Here is an 18,513-nt window from a genome sequence, read left to right on the forward strand (position 1 = left end):
GTCTTCGTGCAGATGGACGATCAGCCAGGCGGCGTCGCTGCCGCCGCGTCGCAGGACGGCGGTGTTGCGCGCCAGTGCCGGCGGGGCGGCGTGGAAAACGACACGCAGCCAGTAACGGGCGACGGCCAGGTCGGCGAAGACGTCGACGACCTGGCCGTACGCCGTCAGCCCGGCCTCGGCGGGGCTCGCGGCCGACACGGGACGGGCGTCGCGTATGCGGTCCAACTCGCGCTTTCCGCATACGAGTTCTGGCGTGGCGGAGTCCCAGATGGTGGCCTCGGGATCCAGGAAGGAGTCGATGCGCTCGCGATCGCCTGCGGTGTAGGCCTGGTACATGCCAGTGATCACCGCCCAGACAGCCGCGAGATCGGCAGGGCTGCCACCTGGACGCGCGCCCGCGGGTACCGGAGGGAGGGCGCGGGGCGGCGATGCGGGCATAGCAGTGTCCTTCGGTATGGAGTCGGGAGCGGGGTGCGCGGCCGATGGGGTCAGGTGCGGTCGTGGGCCCAGGTCTGCAGGACCAGCGGGCGTCCCTTGTTGATGACCGGGATCAGCGGCTCGTCGGTGACGTGGAAGTTCGCGGCGTGGGCGACTGCGACGCTTGCTCCGTTCTCGGCTTCGATACCCAGCGTGACCCGGGGCAGGCCCATGGTGTGGTGGGCGTAGTCCGTCATGACCTTCAGGGCCCGAGCTGCCAGGCGTCGACCGCGGTGGGCGGCTCCCACGGTGTAACCGAGGCTTGCGGTGGGGGAGTCGGTGCTCGTGCGGATGAGGAGGATCTCGCCCTGCGGCAGCCGGCCGTCGGTGGTGATGGCCAGGCGCAGGCGCAGGCCGTCGCCGCGTTCCTGCCGGGCCCTGTCCAGGTAGGCGCGGGCGGCCGCGGCGTCGAAGGGCGAGGCGAGCGGGGTCCAGTGCGCGATGTCGGGATCGTCGAACAGTGCTGCCATGGCGGGCAGATCGTCGTCGGTCCACTCTCGCAGGATCAGGCCTTCGCTGGTGAGCCGGACGTGCGGGGGGAAGGTGAAGCGACCGGTGTTGTCGCTGGTCATCGTTGGTGGTGCCTTTCCGTGCTGGCGGCCGTGTCGGGTGTCAGGGGAGTACGACCAGGTCGCGGCCGGTGAGGTTGAGACGGTCCCCGCCGTTCTGGGTGCAGACCACGATGTCCTCGATGCGGGCTCCGTAGCGGTCGGGGAGGTATATGCCGGGCTCGACGGAGAACGCCATGCCGGGCTCCAGTGGCAGCTGGTTGCCGGACACGATGTAGGGCTCTTCGTGGCTCTCCAGGCCGATGCCGTGTCCGGTGCGGTGGATGAAGTGCTCTCCGTATCCGGCGTCGGTGATGATGTCGCGGCCGATGGCGTCCAGTTGTCCGGCGGTGATGCCCGGCCGCACCGCGTCGGTCTGGGTTCTCTGGGCGCGCAGCAGTACGTCGTACAGCCGGCGGAAGTCCTCGGGCGGTTCCCCGAGGGCGTAGACGCGAGTGGAGTCGGAGCAGTAGCCGTCCTGCGTGGTGCCGCCGATGTCGACGACCACCGGGTCGCCGGGGCGGATCACCCGGTCGGACAGCTCGTGGTGCGGGCTGGCGCTGTTGGGCCCGGAGCCCACGATCACGAAGTCCACCCGGACATGGCCTTCGGCGATGATCGCGGCTGTGATGTCCCGGCCGACCTCCCGTTCGGTGCGCCCGGCCCGCAGCCACTCGCCCATGCGGGCGTGCACCCGGTCGATGGCTTCCCCCGCCCGACGCAGGGCCGCCGCCTCCTGCGGCGTCTTGCGCATCCGCAGACCGCTCAGAACGCTGCCGGCGAGTTCCTGCCGGGCGCCCCGCAGGACGGCGTGGAAGGCGGTGGTCTTCTCCGCCCACATGTGGTTGTCGACGCCGACCCGGGCGACGGAGGACGGCAGCCGGGCCGCGATGACCGCGTAGGGGTCGTCCGTCTCGTTCCAGCCTGTGATCTCGATGCCCAGACCGCCGGCCGGGGAGGCCTGGGCAGCGGGCACCTCCAGCGTCGGAACCAGGAGGAACGGGTCACCTTCGAGGGGGAGGACCAGGCAGGTCAGCCGCTCCAGCGGTTGGGCGTCGTAGCCGGTCAGGTAGCGCAGGTCGGCCCCGGGGGAGATCAACAGGGCGTCCAGCCCGGCTCGGGCCGCAGCGGCTCGGGCGATGGGAAGCCGGTCGGCCGGATACAGGTTCTGGCCGGCCTGTGTGACGTGGGTCGGTGCGTGCATGAGGTCTCCGTGAGGGGTCGTCAGGTCCGGAAGGGCAGAGGGAAGTGGGGCGTCCCGGCCGCGGCGTGATCGCCGTCCGTCGCGGCTGGTTCGTGGCAGCCCGGGATCCGGCTCGGACGGGGCTGGGGCAGGACCGGGGCGCGTGCGGCGCCCCGGTTCCGGCGTGTGCTGAACGGCCGAGGCCGCGACTGGACGGACCGTCCTGGGCTCAGGTCATGCCGCGTAGAGGCGGCAGGCGACGCCGCCGGCGATCAGCTGCGGCTCCTCGTGGTCGCAGCCATCGAAGGCTCGGGGGCAGCGGGGATGGAAGCGGCAGCCGCTCGGCGGGGCGGACGGGTCGGGTACGTCGCCGGGAAGTTCGGCGGGCAGCAGTCCGGCGCCGTCAGGCTGCGGGACGGCGGCGAGCAGGGCCTGGGTGTAGGGGTGGCGCGGGCTGTCCCAGACCTCGGCGGTGGGGCCGGTCTCGACGATCCGGCCGAGGTACATCACGGCGATGCGGTCGGCGATCAGCCGTACGACCGACAGGTCGTGGCTGATGAACAGCAGCCCGGCGCCCGACTCGACAGCCAGCGACCGCATCAGCGTGGCGACCTGGAGCTGGGCGGAGGCGTCGAGGGCGGAGATGGGCTCGTCGCCGACCAGCAGCCGGGGCCTGGCCGCCAGCGCGCGGGCAATGGCGATGCGCTGGCGCTGACCGCCGGAGAACTCCTGCGGGTAGCGCTGCGCGGAGCTCTCCGGCAGCCCGACGCGGGTCAGATACTCCTCCGGCGTGGCCGCCTCTCCCTTGTCTCCGCGAGCCGCCCCCGCGCGGATGCCGTCGGCGATCTGCGCGCCCACCCGGCGGCGGGGGTTGAGTGATCCGTAGGGGTCCTGGAACACCATCTGGACCGCGGTCAGCGCGGGGTCCCGGCGGCGTACCTTCAGCGGCCGTACCGGCGTGCCGTCGAAGGTGATCCTGCCGTCCTTGGGTGCCGTGAGGCCGCAGACCGCGCGGGCCAGGGTCGACTTGCCGCAGCCCGACTCGCCGACCAGACCGACGACCTCTCCGGCGCGCACCTCCAGGCTGACCCCGGCGACCGCGCGGGTCGGCGGCGCGCCGGGGCGGCGGTACTGGACGACGAGGTCGTCGACGGACAGCAGCGGCGACGGCGGGGTCATGGGGCACTCCGGAGATCGGGGGCGGGGTCGGTCGTGGTCCGCGCGCGAGCCGCCGCCGCTCCGGGGAGCGCGTCCAGGAGCGTACGGGTGTACTCGTGCCGCGGAGCGGTCAGTACCCGGCCGCGGGGGCCGGTCTCGACGACGAGGCCGTGGCGCATGACGCTGACCTCGTCGGCGATGGCGGACATCACGCCCAGGTCGTGGGTGACCAGGAGGACGGCCAGGCCGAGGTCGTCGCAGAGTCCGCGCAGCAGGCGCAGTACGCCGGCCTGGACGGTGACGTCGAGGGCGGTGGTCGGTTCGTCGGCGATCAGCACCCGCGGTTCGCAGGCCAGAGCGACGGCGATGGCGATGCGCTGGCGCATGCCGCCGGAGAACTGGTGCGGGTATCGCCCGAGCGCCTCGCGGGGGTTGGGGATGCGGACCTGGCCGAGGAGGTCGGCGGCCCTGTTCCTCGCGGCCTTGCGGTCGAGTTTCAGGTGGTGGCGGAGGTGATCGGTGAGCTGGTGCCCGATGCTGAGCATGGGGTGCAGGCTGGTGGAGGGGTCCTGGAAGACCATGCTCACTGCCCGGCCGCGTAGCTCGCTCAGCTTCCGCGGTGGCAGGGCCAGCAGGTCCGTGTCGTCCAGCCGGATCCGACCGGCGGTGCGGGCGCCGGGTGGCAGGAGACCGAGGACGGCGAGGCCTGTCATGGTCTTGCCCGACCCGCTCTCACCCGCCAGGCCGTGGATGCGGCCGGGCTGGAGGGTGAGGTCGACGCCGTGCAGGACGCGGTTCGTACCCGCCTCGGTGGGCAGGTCGACGGTCAGTCCGGTGATCTCCAGCGCGTTGGTGGTGCCGGTCACGCCACACGCTCCTTCTCCGCGCCGATGGTCCGGGCGGTGCCGGGGTCGAGGGCGTCCCGCAGCGCGTCTCCGAGGAAGTTGAAGGCCAGGACGACGGTGAGGATCGCCAGGCCCGGGAAGACCCCCATCCACCACTTGTCGAACTGCTGCGTACCGTCGGCGACCATCGCCCCCCACTCGGCGGTCGGCGGCTTGGCGCCCAGGCCGAGGAAGGACAGCCCCGACAGCAGCAGGGTCGCCGTGCCCATGTCCAGGGTGGCCAGCACCAGCAGCGGCCCCAGCACGTTGGGCAGTACGTCCACCCGCAGCGACCGCCAGGCGGAGAAGCCCAGCAGCCGCCCGCTGAGGACGAACTCGCGTGACCGAAGCCCCATCACCAGTCCCCGGGTGACGCGGGCGTACGAGGGCCAGGCGACGACCAGCACCGCGAACACCGCGTTCTGCAGACTCGCGCCCAGTGCGGCGGCCACGACCATCGCGAGGATGACGGTCGGGAAGGCGAACACCAGGTCCGCGATCCGCATCACGCTCTCGTCCACCCACCGCCCGAAGAACCCCGCACAGGCCCCGAGGATCCCGCCGATCAGCAACGACAACGTGACCAGCAGCAGAGCGAGCGGAATGGAGACGCTCGCGCCGTACAGCACCCGGCTCAGCACGTCCCGGCCCAGCTCGTCGGTGCCGAACCAGTGCCCGGCGCCCGGCCCGGCCAGCCGGGGCAGGTCCTGCGCCAGCGGGTCGTGCGGGGCGAGCAGCGGCGCGGTCAGCACGATCACCAGCCACCCGGCACTGATCACGCCGCCGGTGACGGCCAGCGGCCTGCGCCAGGCGCGCGGCAGCCGTCTGAGAAGGCCGAAGCCCTTCCACCCGTTCACTGCACCCTCACCCTTGGGTCGATCACGCCGTACAGCACGTCCACGGCGAGGTTGACGGTCAGATACACGATGCCGACGACCAGCCCGACCCCCATCACGGCCGGCAGGTCGAGGGTGGTCGCGCTGCGGTACGCGTAGGCGCCCAGGCCCGGCCAGGCGAAGATCGACTCGACCAGGACGGTGCCCGACAGCAGGGCCCCGAAGGCCAGCCCGGCGACGGTGACGACGGGTACGAGGGCCGCCCGGAGGATGTACTGAAGGAGCACGGTCCGGCCTGGCAGGCCCTTGGCACGCGCGGCCCGGACGTAGTCCTGCCCCAGCACCTCCAGGACTGCCGAGCGTGTGAACCGGGTCAGCAGGCCGACGGTGTACGCGGTCAGCACCAGTGCCGGGAGCGCCAGGTGGCCCACGGCGCTCCAGAAGACCGGCCACTGACCGGAGAGGGCGGCGTCGACCGTGTACAGGCCTGTGACGTGCGGCGGAGCGGTCAGGTCCGGGGCGAGCCGGCCGCTGCCCGGTGCGATGCCCAGCCGGTAGAAGAAGACGTAGAAGGCGAGCAGCGCCAGCCAGAAGGTGGGGACCGACACGCCCAGCAGGCTCACCACCCGCAGCAGCTGGTCGGTGAACCGGTCCCGGCGCAGCGCCGCGATCACGCCGAAGGCCACGCCGACGACGAGCGAGACGACGATCGCGGCACCGGCCAGTTCCAGCGTCGCGGGTACGGCGGTCGACAGGTCCGTCAGTACCGGCTGGTGGCTCTGCTGGGACTCGCCTAGATCACCCTGGAACAGGTTGCCGAGATAGGTGACGTACTGGACCGGCAGCGGCTTGTCGAGGCCGTAGTGGTGCCGGAACTGCGCGACGATCGTCGGGTCGCCGACCGCCCGCTGACCGAGGGCCGCCGCCGCGGGGTCGCCGGGGACGAGGTTGGTGAGGACGAACGTCACCAGCGTCACCCCGAAGGCGAGCAGCACGGCCGTCGCGGTCCGCCGGAGCAGGAACCGGGCCAGCGGGTGGCGGGCGAGGAGCCGCCCGCCACCGCTGTGGCCCTTGTCCCTGCCCGGGCCCTTACTTGGCACCCAGCGCGGCGACATCGATCGTCCACACGGGGTTGTACGCGATACCGGTCACCGAGGCCGCGGCCACCGTGTTGCGGCTGGGCTGCATCAGCGGGATGAACGGGCCGCTGTCGTTCATCCTGGTCTGGATCTGCTCGTAGAGCGCCTTGCGGGCGTCGTCGCCGATGGTGCTCGCCGCCTTGTCGCCCAGCGCGGAGAGCGTGTCGTCGGCGCCGGCCTTCCATCCGGCCCGCAGGCCGACCAGGTTGCCGGGCAGGAACGCCAGGTAGTCGCTGGGGTCCGGGTAGTCCGGGCCCCAGTACCACAGGCCGGCCTGCTCCTTGCCGTTGCGGTAGTTGTCCAGCTCGGTCGTGGTCGGCGCCGGGGCGAGCGTCACCGTGATGCCGACCTCCTTCAGCTGCGCCTGCACCCGCTCCGCCAGGGTCTGGAGCGACAGTCCGTCGACGGTCAGATCGCTGGGGAAGCCGAGCGTCACCGACGGCTTGTCGATCCCGCTGGCCTTCAGGGCCGCCTTGGCCCCCGCCAGGTCCCTCTTGGCCGCTGAGGAGGACGGCAGCGCGCCGAGAAACGTCGACGGGATGATCCCGGCCGGCTGGACCGACCCGGTCCCGGCCAGGCTCAGCAGGCTGTCGTAGTCGATGCCCTTGCGGACCGCCTCGGTGAACTTGGCGTTGGCCGCGGTGCTGCTGACCTTGCTGTTCCGGTTCAGCAGCAGGAAGATCACGTCCGATGACGCCCCGCTGCTCACCTTCAGGCCACCGGTCAGCCCCGTCACCTGGTCCGAGGTCAGGTCCAGGGCTATCTGGCTGTCGCCGCGCTGCACGTTGAGCTTCTGTGTCGGCGCCTGGACGTTTCGGATCACGATCTTGTCGTAGGCCGGCTTCTGCGGCCCGGTGTACTTCGGGTTCCTCGTCAGCACGACCTGCGTGTTGGTGTTGAAGGAGGTCAGTGTGTACGGGCCGGAGCCGGCGGACGTCGTGTTGAGGTACTTCTCCGAGCCGCCGTGCGCCTTGACCGTCTTGGCGTTCAGGATGCCCAGCGCCGGGTTGGGCAGGATGAACGGCAGCGCCGGGTTCGCCTTCTTCGAGGTCAGCGTCACGGTCGACTCGTCCGTCTTGCTCACCGTCACCCCGTCCAGCAGGAACGACGGGTTGCCCTTGAGTTCGATCACCCGGTTCAGCGAGTACACGACGTCGTCCGCCGTGACCGCGCTGCCGTCGGAGAACTTCGCGCCCTTGCGCAGATGCAGGGTGAGTGTCCTGCCGTCCGTGGACTGCTCGTACGCCGACGCCAGTCCCGCCACCGGCTTCGTGACGTCGCTTCCCTTGAAGGTCAGCAGCGTCTCGTACAGGGCCTTGTCCACGATCTGGCCGGTCGGCTCGAACTCCCGGCCCGGGTCGGCGGTCTTCAGGTTGAACGACGTGTCGACCACCAGCGTCTTGCCGCCGCCCGAGGAGCCGGCCGTGCCCCCGCCGCCCGAGCAGGCACTGAGAGCGAGCGCCGCGACAGCGACGAGCGGAAGGGCTGCCGGGTACGACCCGGTGCGGGATCTGGACATGGTGCCTCCGAGGACGGGGAGCGGGGAGCAGCAGAGGCCGGACGGGCGTCGACGGCCGCCGGGAGAAGGCCCTGGACGTTTCACCGTTAGGGTGGGCTGAAACTAACCAACACATCTGGCCATCGAGACAACCGCGAGACGAAAATCCTCAGAAAGGCGCTGCTGTGGGAGATCTGTCAAGTGAAGGTTCGTCCGCTGATCGCCGCTCTGGACGGATCGGCATCGGTCTTGCCCTGGACGCAGTGCATTTCAAGATCCTTGACGTTCTGCGTACCCAGGGCCGTATCTCCGTCGCCGCTCTCGCCGAGCGCATCGGGGTCTCCCGCGCGAACGCCTACACGCGCTTCGAGGCGCTGCGCGCGGACGGAGTGATCAGCGGCTTCAGCGCCCGGGTCGACCCCACCCGGGTAGGCCTCGACATCTGCGCCCTGGTCTTCGTCACTGTCCGCCAGGAGTTGTGGAAGCAGTTCCGCGCCGTCCTCGCCCAGATGCCCGAGGTCGAGTACTGCGCGATCACCACCGGCCAGCACGACGCCATGATCCAGATCAGGGTCCCCGACGTCGGCGCCGTACACCGCCTGGTCACCGACCAACTGGCCACCATCCCGGCAGTCCGCGCCACAGAGACCGTCATCATCCTCGACGAGGTGCTCCGCCGCCCCTACGTCCTGCCACAGTCTCCAGGGACCCTCGGCTCCCCTCCCGGACCGGCCCCCGCCGCTCCCGGCGCGAACCAGTTCGGCATGACCCGATTCATCCGCGCCGCCGACGGCCGCGCCGACCTCCAACGCGGCACCGACCCGGACGACTGACCCGACGAGCGAGGGCGCCGGCCCTGACTCAGGTGCGGGTCCGACCGTGCGGCCGTCGCCATGGACCGCCGACGAGGCTCTGAGCGCCCCGGGCGGCCGTGCGGGTCGTCTGCGCTTACAGGTCTCCGCCGCTCCCTTCCGGCAGGATGCCGGTGCGGACCACGTCGGCGTACCACCGCGCACTGGCCTTGGGGATGCGTTTGCCGGTCGGGTAGTCGACGTAGACGGCACCGAAGCGTTTGCTGTAGCCGTACCCCCACTCGAAGTTGTCCAGCAGAGACCACAGGAAGTAGCCCCGGACATCCACGCCGGCCCGGAGGGCCCGGTGCACGGCTGCCAGGTGGCCCTGGAGGTATGCGATGCGTTCGGGGTCGGACACCTCGCCGTCCGGGTTCACGTAGTCGTCGAACGCGGCACCGTTCTCGGTGATCACCAGAGGCATCCCGGGGAAGTCTGCCTTGAGACGTGTCAGCAGGTCGTACAGACCGCTTGGGTCGACTGCCCAGCCCATCGCGGTGGTGTGGCCCGGCGGCCGGTGAAAGGTGACGTCGTCGGCGCCCGGCCAGGGGCTGTGTTCGCTCGCGCCATGGCCGTCGGAACCATGGCTCGCCTCGCCGGTGGTGGCGGAGACGAGCGTCGGCGTGTAGTAGTTCACGCCGAGGAAGTCCAGCGGCTGGTGGATGGTGTCGGTGTCGCCGTCCCGTACGAAGGACCAGTCGGTCAGGCTCGCCGTGTCCCGGAGGAGGTCCTGGGGGTATGCGCCTTCCAGCAGAGGGCCGGTGAAGACGCGGTTGGCCAGAGCGTCGATGCGCCGGGCCGCGTTCAGGTCCTCGGGCGTCTCGGTCAGCGCGCGGACATGATGGATGTTGAGGGTGGTGGACGCCTGGGCGCGGGCGGGCAGTTCGGCGCGCAGCGCCTGAACGGCCTTGCCGTGGGCGAGATTGAGATGGTGCGCCGCCCGCAGGGCGGCGACCGGGTCGGTGCGTCCGGGCGCGTGGACGCCTGAGCCGTAGCCGAGGAAGGCACTGCACCAGGGCTCGTTGAGGGTGATCCAGCTCTTCACCCGGTCGCCCAGGGCATGGGCCGCCAAGGCCGCGTAGTCGGCGAACCGGTCGGAGGTGGCGCGCTCCGGCCAGCCGCCGGCGTCCTCCAACTCCTGTGGCAGGTCCCAGTGGTAGAGCGTGACGACCGGTTCGATGCCCTTGACCAGCAGTGCGTCGGTCAGGGCGCGATAGAAGTCGAGCCCCTTCTCGACAGCTGGGCCGCGGCCGGTCGGCTGCACACGCGGCGACGACAGGGAGAACCGGTATGAGCTCACCCCGAGGTCGGCCATGATCTCGACGTCCTCGCGCCAGCGGTGGTAATGATCGGTGGCGACGTCACCGGTGTCGCCGTTGCGCACCCTGCCGGGCGTGTGCGAGTAGGTGTCCCAGATCGAAGGAGTGCGTCCGTCCGCGAAGGCGGCACCCTCGATCTGGTAGGCGGCGGTCGCCGTACCCCAGGTGAATCCCCGCGGAAAGGTGCGGACGGTGATGTTCGCCGGGGCGGGCATGACGCGTCGGGTGACGGTGCTCACGTGGGTCCTTCCTGGTGACGTGCGGGGCGGGAGAGGCGAGGCGGTGTTGAACCGTCGAGGAGCAGGGGCAGCGGGGGAGACGACACGGCGCTCACCCCTTGACCGCACCCTGCATGATTCCGCCGACGATCTGACGGCCGAAGACGATGAAGAGGGCGAGCAGAGGCAGTGTGCCGAGCAGCGCGCCCGCCATGATCAGCGATTGGTCGCGCACGTATCCCGCGCTGAGCTGGGTGAGGGCGACGGGCACCGTCGGATTGGTCATGTCGAGCACGATGAAGGGCCAGAAGAAGTCGTTCCAGGCGTGCACGAACGTGATCATGAACAGCACGGCCATTGCGGGCCGGGCGATCGGCAGCACGATGCTCCAGAAGATGCGCAGGGAGTGCGCACCGTCCACCCGCCCGGCCTCGACGAGTTCGTCGGGCAGCGCTTCGCTCAGGTACTGCCGCATGAAGAACACGCCGACGGCGCTGACGAGCGTGGGGAAGATGACGGCGGGCAGTTTCTGGCCCCAGCCCAGCTCCGTCATCATCATGAACAGCGGTACGACGCCCAGTTGCGGCGGCACCATCATCGTGCCGATCACGAGCATCAGCAGGATGTTGCGGCCCTTGAAGCGGAGTTTGGCGAACGCGAAGCCGGCGAGGGTGGCGAACAGCACCGTGGACAGGGCGATCACGCCGGCCACGATCAGGCTGTTGAGCATGGCCTTGCCGAGCGCGGCGTCCTCCCAGGCCTTGCCGAGGTTGTCCAGGAGATGGGGTCCCGGCAGGAAGGGCGGAGGCGTCTGGGTGACGCGCGTGTTGTCGGTCGACGCCGCCACCATGGTCCAGTACAGCGGGAACAGTGAGAACAGCGCGGCGAGCCCCAGCAGGATGTAGGCGACGGGGCCCGCGTGGTGCTGACGTCCGGCGCCCGGGCGTCGGAACAGTCGGCGGCGCCGTCCACCGGACGGGGTGGTCCTGCCGGTCTTCGGCCCGCCCCCGGGGACTGCGTCCATCGCCTGGACCGGGATGCTGTCTGTGGTCATGGTGATCTCCCGGTCAGGTCCTGCGCGCGGTGACGCGCTGAACGATTCGTTGGACGACGAACACGAGAATGAGCAGCAGGAACATCGCCCAGGCGACCGTGGCGGCCCGGCCCATCTGGTAGTTCTTCCAGCCCTCCTCGTACAGCAGCAGACCCAGCGTCTGGTACTGGTTGTCGGCTCCTCCCGTGATGCCGTTCGGGCCCTGGCCGAAGATCAAGGGCTCGCCGAAGAGCTGAGTGGCGCCGATCGTGGACAGGACGATGGTGAACACGATGGTGGAACGGATGCCGGGAACGGTGACCTTCAGGAACTGCTGCCACCGCGAGGCGCCGTCGATGGCCGCGGCCTCGTAGCGGTCACGCGGGATCGACTGCATCGCCGCGAGGTACAGCAGCGCGTTGTAGCCGGTCCAGCGCCAGATCACGATGGAGGAAATGGCCGTCTGCGCGGCCCACTTGTTGTTCTCCCAGTCGATGTGGTCGACACCGACGAGACTCAGCATCCAGTTGATCATGCCGAAGTCGCGTTCGAAGAGCATCGTGAACACGAGGGCCGCGGCACCGACCGACGTGGCGTACGGCGTCAGGGCGGCGACGCGGAAGAACGTCGAGCCGCGCAGCCGGTAGTTGAGCAGGTGCGCCAGCCCGAGTGCCATCAGCAGCTGGGGCACGGTCGACAGCACGCCGATGGTGAAGGTGTTGAACAGCGCGTTCCAGAACCGGTCGTCCTCCCACAGCGCCGTGTAGTTGTCGAAGCCGACCCACTCCATGAGGTTCAGGGTCGACAGTTCGACGCGGTGCAGCGAGATCCACGAGGTGTAGATGAGGGGGTAGAAGCTGAAGGCGGCGAACACGATGAAGAACGGGGCGACGAAGGCGTACGGTGCGCCCCGGACGTCGAGGCGGTGCAGCAGCGTACGGCGTCGCTGACGCTCCGCGCCGATGGCGGGCGCGCCGTCTGGGGGTGTCGAGGTGGAGATGGCCACCGGAAGGCGTCCTTCCTTGGGGGAGGGGAGAGGCGGGCAGGGGCCCGGCGCCGCACAGGGGGCGGAGCGTGGGGCGCCGGGCTTGCGGTGGGCAAGGGCCCCAGGTCAGCCGGCGGCCTTCTTGATGCGCTCGTCAGTGGTCTTCCACGCCTCGTTCGGGCTCTTGTTCTGCGCCTCGACCAAGGTCAGGCCCTGCGAGAAGATGTCCTTGATGGTGCCGTCCTTGCGGCCGAGCACCTGCTCGTCGGGGATCTCCTGGGCCGCGGCGCCGAAGATCTTCCCGATCGGGGCGCCACTGAAGTAGTCCGACTTGGCATTGACGACTTCGGGCATCTTCAACGCGGTCTGCGACGAGGGGAAGTGCCCGTCCGCCTCGAAGAGGTAGGCCTGCTGCTCGGGGGCGGTGAGCCAGGCGACGAGGTCCTGCGCCTCCTTCTTGACGGGGCTCTTCTCCATCACCCCGAGGAACGAACCGCCCCAGTTGGCGCCCTTGGGTGCCTTGGCGACGTCCCACTTGCCCTTGTTCGCGGGTCCGGCCTTCTCGCTGATGTGGGAGAGCATCCACGCCGGGCAGACGGTGCTGGCGAAGGTGCTGTTGGCCAGTCCAGGGTCCCAACCGGGCTGGAACTGGCGGAGTTTGGCGGTCAGGTCGGAGGTGGCCGCTTCGGAGGCCAGCTTCCATGCGTCCTTGACGACAGGGTTGGTGGCGTAGATCAGCTTGCCCTGCTTGTCGTAGAACTGCTGGGAGTTGCTGTAGATCATGGCGTTGAACAGCCCGCTGGAGCTGTCCATGAAGGCGACCTTGTCGTCCTTCGAGTTCTGCTTGAACCGCTTGCCCGCGTCGACGTACTTCGACCAGTCGCCCTCCCACAGTTTGGCGACCTCGTCGCGGTCGGTGGGCAGTCCGGCCTGCTCGAAGAGGTCCTTGCGGTAGCAGACCGCCATCGGGCCGATGTCGGTGCCGAGGCCGATGACCTTCTTGTCGGCGGCGGTGACCTGGCTCTGCTTCCACGGAAGGAAGTGGTCCGTCCCGGGCACGCCGGCCAGGTCGACGAACTTGTCCTTCTGGGTGTCGGAGAGTTCCTTGGCCCTACCAATCTCTATGCCCTGGATGTCCTTGAGTCCGCTGCCTGCGGCCAAGTGGGTCTGGAGGGCGGTGTAGTAGGTCTGTTCGTCGCCCGCGACGTCCGCCTTGATGACGACGTTCGGATGTTCCTTCATGTACTTGTCGAGCAGACCGGTCTCCTTGAAGCCCATGACGCCGAAGAGCCCCATGGTGATGGTGACCTTGCCGTCCTTCTTGCCCCCACCGGTGCCCCCGTCGCTGCCTCCGCAGCCCACGAGAAGACCCAGTGCCGACGCGGCTGACACGGCGGTCACGACCCTTGTACGCAACTTCCTTCGGAACTTGTCCATTTCGTCCTCCCAGCGGCGGCGCTGACGCACCGGAGTTCGACCCCGCGCACCTCGCTATCAAAGGTGCGATTTGTCCGGTGGGCACGTTCCCATTCGACGAAGGGAACGTGCCCACCCAAGAGTCCGCAGCCTGGCCGCCGCGTAAGGCGTCTGTCAAGAAGTTGAATCCACTTCGTTGCCGACAGATGTCGCGGGCCGGCGCCGGGAGCCGAAGGGCACTCTCCTCAGGTCTGGCACAATGCGCAGGTGAAAGCCGTCTGGGCATCGCCGAGCGAGGGAGGCGTCGTGGGGGACAGGCAACGTCCGACCATCATCACCGTGGCCGCGCGCGCCGGTGTCGGACGCACCACGGTTTCACGAGTCATCAACGGCTCCGAACTCGTCAGTGACAAGGCGAGGGCCGCCGTGCTCGCCGCCATCGCAGAGCTCAACTACGTGCCCAACTCGGTTGCCCGCGGGCTGAAGACGAGCCGCACGAACTCCGTGGCCCTGGTGATCCCCGAGTCGGAGAGCAGACTCGGCTCGGAACCCTACTTCTCGGCGGTCATCCGCGGCGTCAGCACCGCCCTCGCCGAGACCCGCACACAACTCCAACTGGTGCTCGTACGCGACCAGGCCGAGCGGGACCAGCTCACCGAGTCGGTCGCGGAACGGCGTGTCGACGGCGTGCTCCTGGTCTCCGTGCACGAGCACGACCCGCTTCCGGCGTTGCTGGAGGACATGGGGCTGCCCACGGTGCTCGCCGGACGTCGTTCCTCCGACGAGTCGCTCAGCCATGTCCACTCCGACAACGCGGGCGGAGCCGCGACGGCCGTCAACCACCTTCTCGCGCGGGGACGACGCACCGTCGCCACCATCAGTGGACCGCTGGACATGGACGTGGCACGCAGCAGGCTCCAGGGTTGGCGCGAGGCCCTCCAGAAGGCGGGCCACGAGGCCACGGACCGGCTCGTGACCTCGGCCGACTTCACCGAGGAGGGCGGCGCGGCGGCGATGCGTTCACTCCTTGAACGGGTCCCCGAGCTCGACGCCCTGTTCGTCGCCTCGGACGTCATGGCGGCGGGGGCGCTGGCAGAACTGCGCAGGCGGGGGAGGGGGGTCCCCGACGACGTGGCCGTGGTCGGATTCGACGACTCCATCATCGCCCGGCACACCAATCCGCCCCTCACCACCGTGCGACAGCCCGTCGAGGAGATCGGCGCCATGATCGCCCACATCCTCCTGGAGGAGATCGACGACGCCGAGAGGCCGCGTCGGCGCGTCACGCTCCCCACTGAGCTCGTCGTACGCGACTCGTCATGAGTGTTCAAAGGTCCTGGTCGGGGGAGTGGCAGGCACTTGGCGCGATGATCGCCCTGGCCGCCACTTCACCATCGCAGACCACGACCGCGGCTGCTCCAGCATCGCCGCGACCGTGAGCGACCGCTGACCGCGGCCCGGTGCCTTTCGCCGACCCCGCCACCAGCCTGAGCGTCCCCGCGGGCAGCCTGGAAATGCGGCCCCGCCGGAAGAGAAGGAAGCAAAGGCGCGGTGAGGAAACCGGTGGCTGTTCAGACCTGCTGCTCGAACTCCAAGGCTTCATACCGGCCATCGGCGATGTCCTCGCGGGCGCCGACGATCAGGGTCTGGGTGTAGACGTCGAGGTCGATCGACTGACCGTGTATCTGCGCAAGGAGGACGAGGCCGTCCTGATCCGGTGCCGACTGCCAAGGGCTGGAAAAACCGCCCAGTTGGACGGCGACTCCGTATGAGGCCCCGCCCGCCGCCGCTGCACAGCGTTCTCGAAATCGTCCAGAATGTCGTCCCGCTCCACGCCACTGTCCAGGAACGTGCTGGTCGCCGGGGCGTCGCGCCAATCGGGTGAGACAGTCAGTCCCGGCACCGGATACAGAACATCCGGCTGGTAAACCCGGACCTGCTCCAGCTCCCCGTCGAGCTCGTACGCCGCCGGGCGTTCGGTGGTCCGCACGTCGGCGGGAACGTGGAGCACCACCGACCTCTCCGGCTCGTACTCGATCTGGGCGAAGAACAACAAGCTCCCGTCGGACGGCAGCTCGATGTCCAGTGCCTCACGAGGGAGCGCCGCACAATCGACGGTCAGCACCAGAGGTTGGCGCCCATCGGGCCAGTCGACGCCGTCCGGCAGACAGGGAAGGCCTCCCGTGCGCGCGGCGGGACGGGCCGCTTCCTGCTGGGCGAGCGTCAAGCCCTGTTGACGTGCTCCCTGGCCTAAAGTCCAGGGATTCCAGCCTGGGTCGTCTGACCCTTCCGGAGGCTTCCTGCTTCCACGCGCTGTGCGGGCACGTGTGCCCGTCTTATTGGCGCTCCACAGGCGTTTAGCGTCTCCGCCCGTCCGGCGGCGACGATTCGGCGTCCCTCGAACATGACGTTGCGGGCCGCGTTGTGGTCGCGGTCGTGCATGGTGCCGCATGCGCCGCACGTCCACTGGCGGACGTGCAGGGGCTTGGGGCCGTCCCGGAATCCGCAGGCCGAGCAGACCTGAGAGGACGGGAAAGTCCGGTCCACCTTGGCGAAGGTGCGGCCGTGCTTGATGGCCTTGTACTCCAGCATGCCGACGAACGCGGACCATCCCGCGTCGTGCACGGACTTGGCGAGCCGGGTGCGGCCGAGGCCGGACACCGCGAGGTCCTCCACATACACCGCTTGGCTGTCGCGGATGATCTGTGTGGAGGCCTTGTGGTGAAAGTCCCGGCGCCGGTCGGCGACCTTGGCGTGCTGGCGTGCGACCTTGATGCGGGCCTTGGCCCGGTTCTTCGATCCCTTCACCTTGCGGGACAGTTCCCGCTGAAGCCGTTTGAGTTTCTTCTCAGCCCGGCGCAGGAAGCGGGGACTGTCGATCTTCCGCCCATCAGACAGGACCGCGAAGGCCGACAGACCGAGGTCGATACCGGCGTCGGTCTCCACGTCCGGGAGGATGTCCGGCTCGGTGTCCACGACGAAGCTGAGGAAGTACCGGCCGCAGCTGTCCTTGGTGACGGTCAGGGACGTGGGTGCGGCCGGAAGCCGGCGCGACCACTTGACTCTGAGGTCGCCGACTTTGGCCACGTACACGGTGCCATCGTCCTGGAGGGAGAAGGCGTTGGTGTTGAGACGGATCGACTGCCGGGTGTCCTTCTTCGACTTGTAGCGGGGAGGGCTGACTTTGCGGCCCTGCCGCTTGCCCTTGACCGAGTCGAAGAAGTTCTTGTAGGCGGTGTCCAGATCCCGCAGAGACTGCTGCAGGACGACCGCCGACACGTCGGCGAGCCAGGCACGTTCCTGGGTGTGCTTGGCCTGGGTGATGCGAAGCCGGGACAGCTCGGCCGACTTCACGTACGGCAGCCCTGCCGCGTGCGCTTCCTTGCGGTCGCGCAGGCAGTCGTTCCACACCACACGGGCGCACCCGAACGCGCTCGCCAGCGCACGGCGCTGGGGGGCATCCGGGTAGGCCCGATAGTTGTAGCGGAGCTGCACACTCAAGACCTTACTGCGATTGGTCTCATGGATGGACCGAATGATTACAGGCGTGGAAGACACGTGGTTTCGGCGATGCATGTGCACTTGGTCTTTGTGACGAAGTACCGGCGTGGGGTGTTCACCGACGAGATGCTGACACGCTGCGAGGAGATCATGCGCAAGGTGTGCGAGGACTTCGAAGCGGAGCTGAAGGAGTTCAACGGCGAACGCGATTATGTCCACCTCCTGGTGCACTACCCGCTCAAGGTCGCCGTCTCGAAGCTGGTCAACAGCCTCAAGGGCGTCTCCGCCCGCCGGATACGGCAGGAGTTCACCGGCCGGATCAACCGCGCCATCATGCCCGGGCATCTGTGGTCGCCCTCGTACTTCTCCGCGTCGTGCGGAGGAGCACCGTTGGCGATCGTCCGCCAGTACATCGAGCAGCAAAAACGTCCGCTCTAACGTGCACGTCAGAGCAGCCTTGAGATGCATTCATCCCCGGCGTGAACGCCGGGGCTTTCTGCAAGAAACCCGGTAAGGCGTGATAGCCGCGCCGGACCGGGACAAAAAGGAAGTCTTGCGGGAGGCTGCCCTCATGACAGCAGACTCCGGTACCGCCGCGCCCCGCTTCGACGAGCTCACCGCCCTCTTCATCAACTGCACCCTGAAGCCGTCCCCGCAGCTCAGCCATACCCAGGGCCTGATCGACAAGAGCGCGGAGATCATGATGTCGTGCGGTGTCACCACATCCGAGATCCGTGCCGTCGACCATGACCTCGCTCCCGGCGTGTATCCGGACATGACGCAGCACGGCTTCGCCACGGACGAGTGGCCCGCTGTCTACGAGAAGGTGATGACGGCCGACATCCTGGTCCTGGCCGGCCCGATCTGGCTCGGCGACAACAGCTCGGTCACCAAGCGGGTGATCGAGCGCCTCTACGCCTGCTCCTCGCTGCTCAACTCCCAAGGACAGTACGCCTACTACGGCCGCGTCGGCGGCTGCCTGATCACCGGCAACGAGGACGGCGTCAAGCACTGCGCGATGAACGTCCTCTACAGCCTCCAGCACCTCGGCTACACGATCCCGCCACAGGCCGACGCCGGCTGGATCGGCCCGGCCGGCCCCGGACCGTCGTACCTCGACCCGGGCTCGGGCGGTCCGGAGAACGACTTCACCAACCGCAACACCAGCTTCATGACCTGGAACCTGATGCACCTCGCCGCGCTCCTCAAACGGTCGGGCGGCGTCCCCGCATACGGCAACCAGCGCTCGCAGTGGGACGCGGGCTGCCGCCCGGGAGCGGAGAACCCGGAACACCGGTGAAAGCACTTCTCCACGTGCATCTCGGCTGTGAGAGTTCGTGAGCCGTGCCCGGGGTGGTGGCTGCAGAGCCGGGTCGTCCTCGAGGTGTGGCGGAGGGCGAGGGCTGCGGGGGCGAGGTCTTCGAGGGCGGGGCCCCGGTTCCGGGGAACGGCGGAGGTCCGGCGCAC

At 69.0% G+C, this 18,513-nt stretch carries 18 protein-coding genes; 4 read left to right on the top strand and 14 right to left on the bottom strand.

Annotated elements, in window-relative coordinates; translation table 11 throughout:
• From ACFULQ_RS43885 to ACFULQ_RS43920, 8 genes are all read right to left on the bottom strand, one after another.
• The coding region (locus ACFULQ_RS43885) for a DUF4440 domain-containing protein (protein ID WP_383555920.1) at positions 1-336 on the bottom strand (336 nt) is incomplete at its 3' end.
• Positions 337-488: 152 nt separating this feature from the next.
• The gene (locus ACFULQ_RS43890; RefSeq protein WP_383555923.1) at positions 489-1,049 is read right to left on the bottom strand and encodes a GNAT family N-acetyltransferase; all 561 of its coding nucleotides are present in this window, start codon (positions 1,047-1,049) and stop codon (positions 489-491) included.
• A 40-nt stretch (positions 1,050-1,089) separates the two neighbouring features.
• Complete coding sequence (locus ACFULQ_RS43895) at positions 1,090-2,229, bottom strand: M24 family metallopeptidase (protein ID WP_383555925.1); 1,140 nt, start codon at positions 2,227-2,229, stop codon at positions 1,090-1,092.
• A gap of 213 nt (positions 2,230-2,442) precedes the next feature.
• On the bottom strand, positions 2,443-3,387 hold the full coding sequence (locus ACFULQ_RS43900) for an oligopeptide/dipeptide ABC transporter ATP-binding protein (protein ID WP_383555928.1): 945 nt from the start codon (positions 3,385-3,387) through the stop codon (positions 2,443-2,445).
• On the bottom strand, positions 3,384-4,232 hold the full coding sequence (locus ACFULQ_RS43905) for an ABC transporter ATP-binding protein (RefSeq protein ID WP_383555931.1): 849 nt from the start codon (positions 4,230-4,232) through the stop codon (positions 3,384-3,386). Before ACFULQ_RS43905 ends, ACFULQ_RS43900 begins: the two co-directional genes overlap by 4 nt.
• On the bottom strand, positions 4,229-5,107 hold the full coding sequence (locus ACFULQ_RS43910; RefSeq protein ID WP_383555933.1) for an ABC transporter permease: 879 nt from the start codon (positions 5,105-5,107) through the stop codon (positions 4,229-4,231). The genes ACFULQ_RS43905 and ACFULQ_RS43910 overlap by 4 nt, the downstream gene beginning before the upstream one ends.
• Positions 5,104-6,201 (bottom strand): ABC transporter permease, encoded by a 1,098-nt coding sequence (locus tag ACFULQ_RS43915; RefSeq protein WP_383555936.1) that lies wholly within the window; start codon positions 6,199-6,201, stop codon positions 5,104-5,106. Before ACFULQ_RS43915 ends, ACFULQ_RS43910 begins: the two co-directional genes overlap by 4 nt.
• A complete protein-coding gene (locus tag ACFULQ_RS43920; RefSeq protein ID WP_383555939.1) occupies positions 6,176-7,744 on the bottom strand; it encodes an ABC transporter substrate-binding protein in 1,569 nt (522 codons plus the stop codon). Before ACFULQ_RS43920 ends, ACFULQ_RS43915 begins: the two co-directional genes overlap by 26 nt.
• A 242-nt stretch (positions 7,745-7,986) precedes the next feature.
• Between ACFULQ_RS43920 and ACFULQ_RS43925 the strand changes: the two genes are divergently transcribed.
• Positions 7,987-8,556 carry an Lrp/AsnC family transcriptional regulator gene (locus ACFULQ_RS43925; protein WP_383555942.1) on the top strand — a complete coding sequence of 190 codons (570 nt, stop codon included), beginning with the start codon at positions 7,987-7,989 and terminating at the stop codon, positions 8,554-8,556.
• 115 nt (positions 8,557-8,671) lie between these two features.
• On the opposite strand, the gene ACFULQ_RS43930 is transcribed toward ACFULQ_RS43925, so the two are convergent.
• The 4 genes from ACFULQ_RS43930 to ACFULQ_RS43945 form a co-directional block, all read right to left on the bottom strand.
• On the bottom strand, positions 8,672-10,108 hold the full coding sequence (locus ACFULQ_RS43930) for a GH1 family beta-glucosidase (protein ID WP_383555961.1): 1,437 nt from the start codon (positions 10,106-10,108) through the stop codon (positions 8,672-8,674).
• A 115-nt stretch (positions 10,109-10,223) separates the two neighbouring features.
• Positions 10,224-11,165, bottom strand: coding sequence for a carbohydrate ABC transporter permease (locus tag ACFULQ_RS43935; RefSeq protein ID WP_383555945.1), 942 nt, complete (start codon positions 11,163-11,165; stop codon positions 10,224-10,226).
• A 13-nt stretch (positions 11,166-11,178) separates the two neighbouring features.
• Entirely contained in the window at positions 11,179-12,150 is a 972-nt protein-coding gene (locus ACFULQ_RS43940) for a carbohydrate ABC transporter permease (RefSeq protein WP_383555948.1), read from the bottom strand.
• A gap of 105 nt (positions 12,151-12,255) precedes the next feature.
• A complete protein-coding gene (locus tag ACFULQ_RS43945; protein ID WP_383555950.1) occupies positions 12,256-13,566 on the bottom strand; it encodes an ABC transporter substrate-binding protein in 1,311 nt (436 codons plus the stop codon).
• A gap of 285 nt (positions 13,567-13,851) precedes the next feature.
• Here ACFULQ_RS43945 and ACFULQ_RS43950 point away from each other — a divergent pair, with 285 nt between their 5' ends.
• Positions 13,852-14,868, top strand: a complete 1,017-nt coding sequence (locus ACFULQ_RS43950; RefSeq protein ID WP_383555952.1) for a LacI family DNA-binding transcriptional regulator — start codon at positions 13,852-13,854, stop codon at positions 14,866-14,868.
• A 316-nt stretch (positions 14,869-15,184) separates the two neighbouring features.
• On the opposite strand, the gene ACFULQ_RS43955 is transcribed toward ACFULQ_RS43950, so the two are convergent.
• Positions 15,185-15,772, bottom strand: coding sequence for a DUF1963 domain-containing protein (locus tag ACFULQ_RS43955; protein WP_383555954.1), 588 nt, complete (start codon positions 15,770-15,772; stop codon positions 15,185-15,187).
• A gap of 23 nt (positions 15,773-15,795) precedes the next feature.
• Complete coding sequence (locus ACFULQ_RS43960; RefSeq protein ID WP_383555964.1) at positions 15,796-17,040, bottom strand: RNA-guided endonuclease InsQ/TnpB family protein; 1,245 nt, start codon at positions 17,038-17,040, stop codon at positions 15,796-15,798.
• A gap of 27 nt (positions 17,041-17,067) precedes the next feature.
• Between ACFULQ_RS43960 and tnpA the strand changes: the two genes are divergently transcribed.
• Positions 17,068-17,484 carry an IS200/IS605 family transposase gene (gene tnpA, locus ACFULQ_RS43965; protein ID WP_383555956.1) on the top strand — a complete coding sequence of 139 codons (417 nt, stop codon included), beginning with the start codon at positions 17,068-17,070 and terminating at the stop codon, positions 17,482-17,484.
• Between the two features lie 133 nt (positions 17,485-17,617).
• On the top strand, positions 17,618-18,346 hold the full coding sequence (locus ACFULQ_RS43970) for a flavodoxin family protein (RefSeq protein ID WP_383555959.1): 729 nt from the start codon (positions 17,618-17,620) through the stop codon (positions 18,344-18,346).
• Positions 18,347-18,513 lie beyond the last annotated feature (167 nt).

Origin of the sequence: Streptomyces sp. NPDC057253 (assembly GCF_042669125.1) — a bacterium.
Taxonomy (GTDB): Bacteria; Actinomycetota; Actinomycetes; order Streptomycetales; family Streptomycetaceae; genus Streptomyces.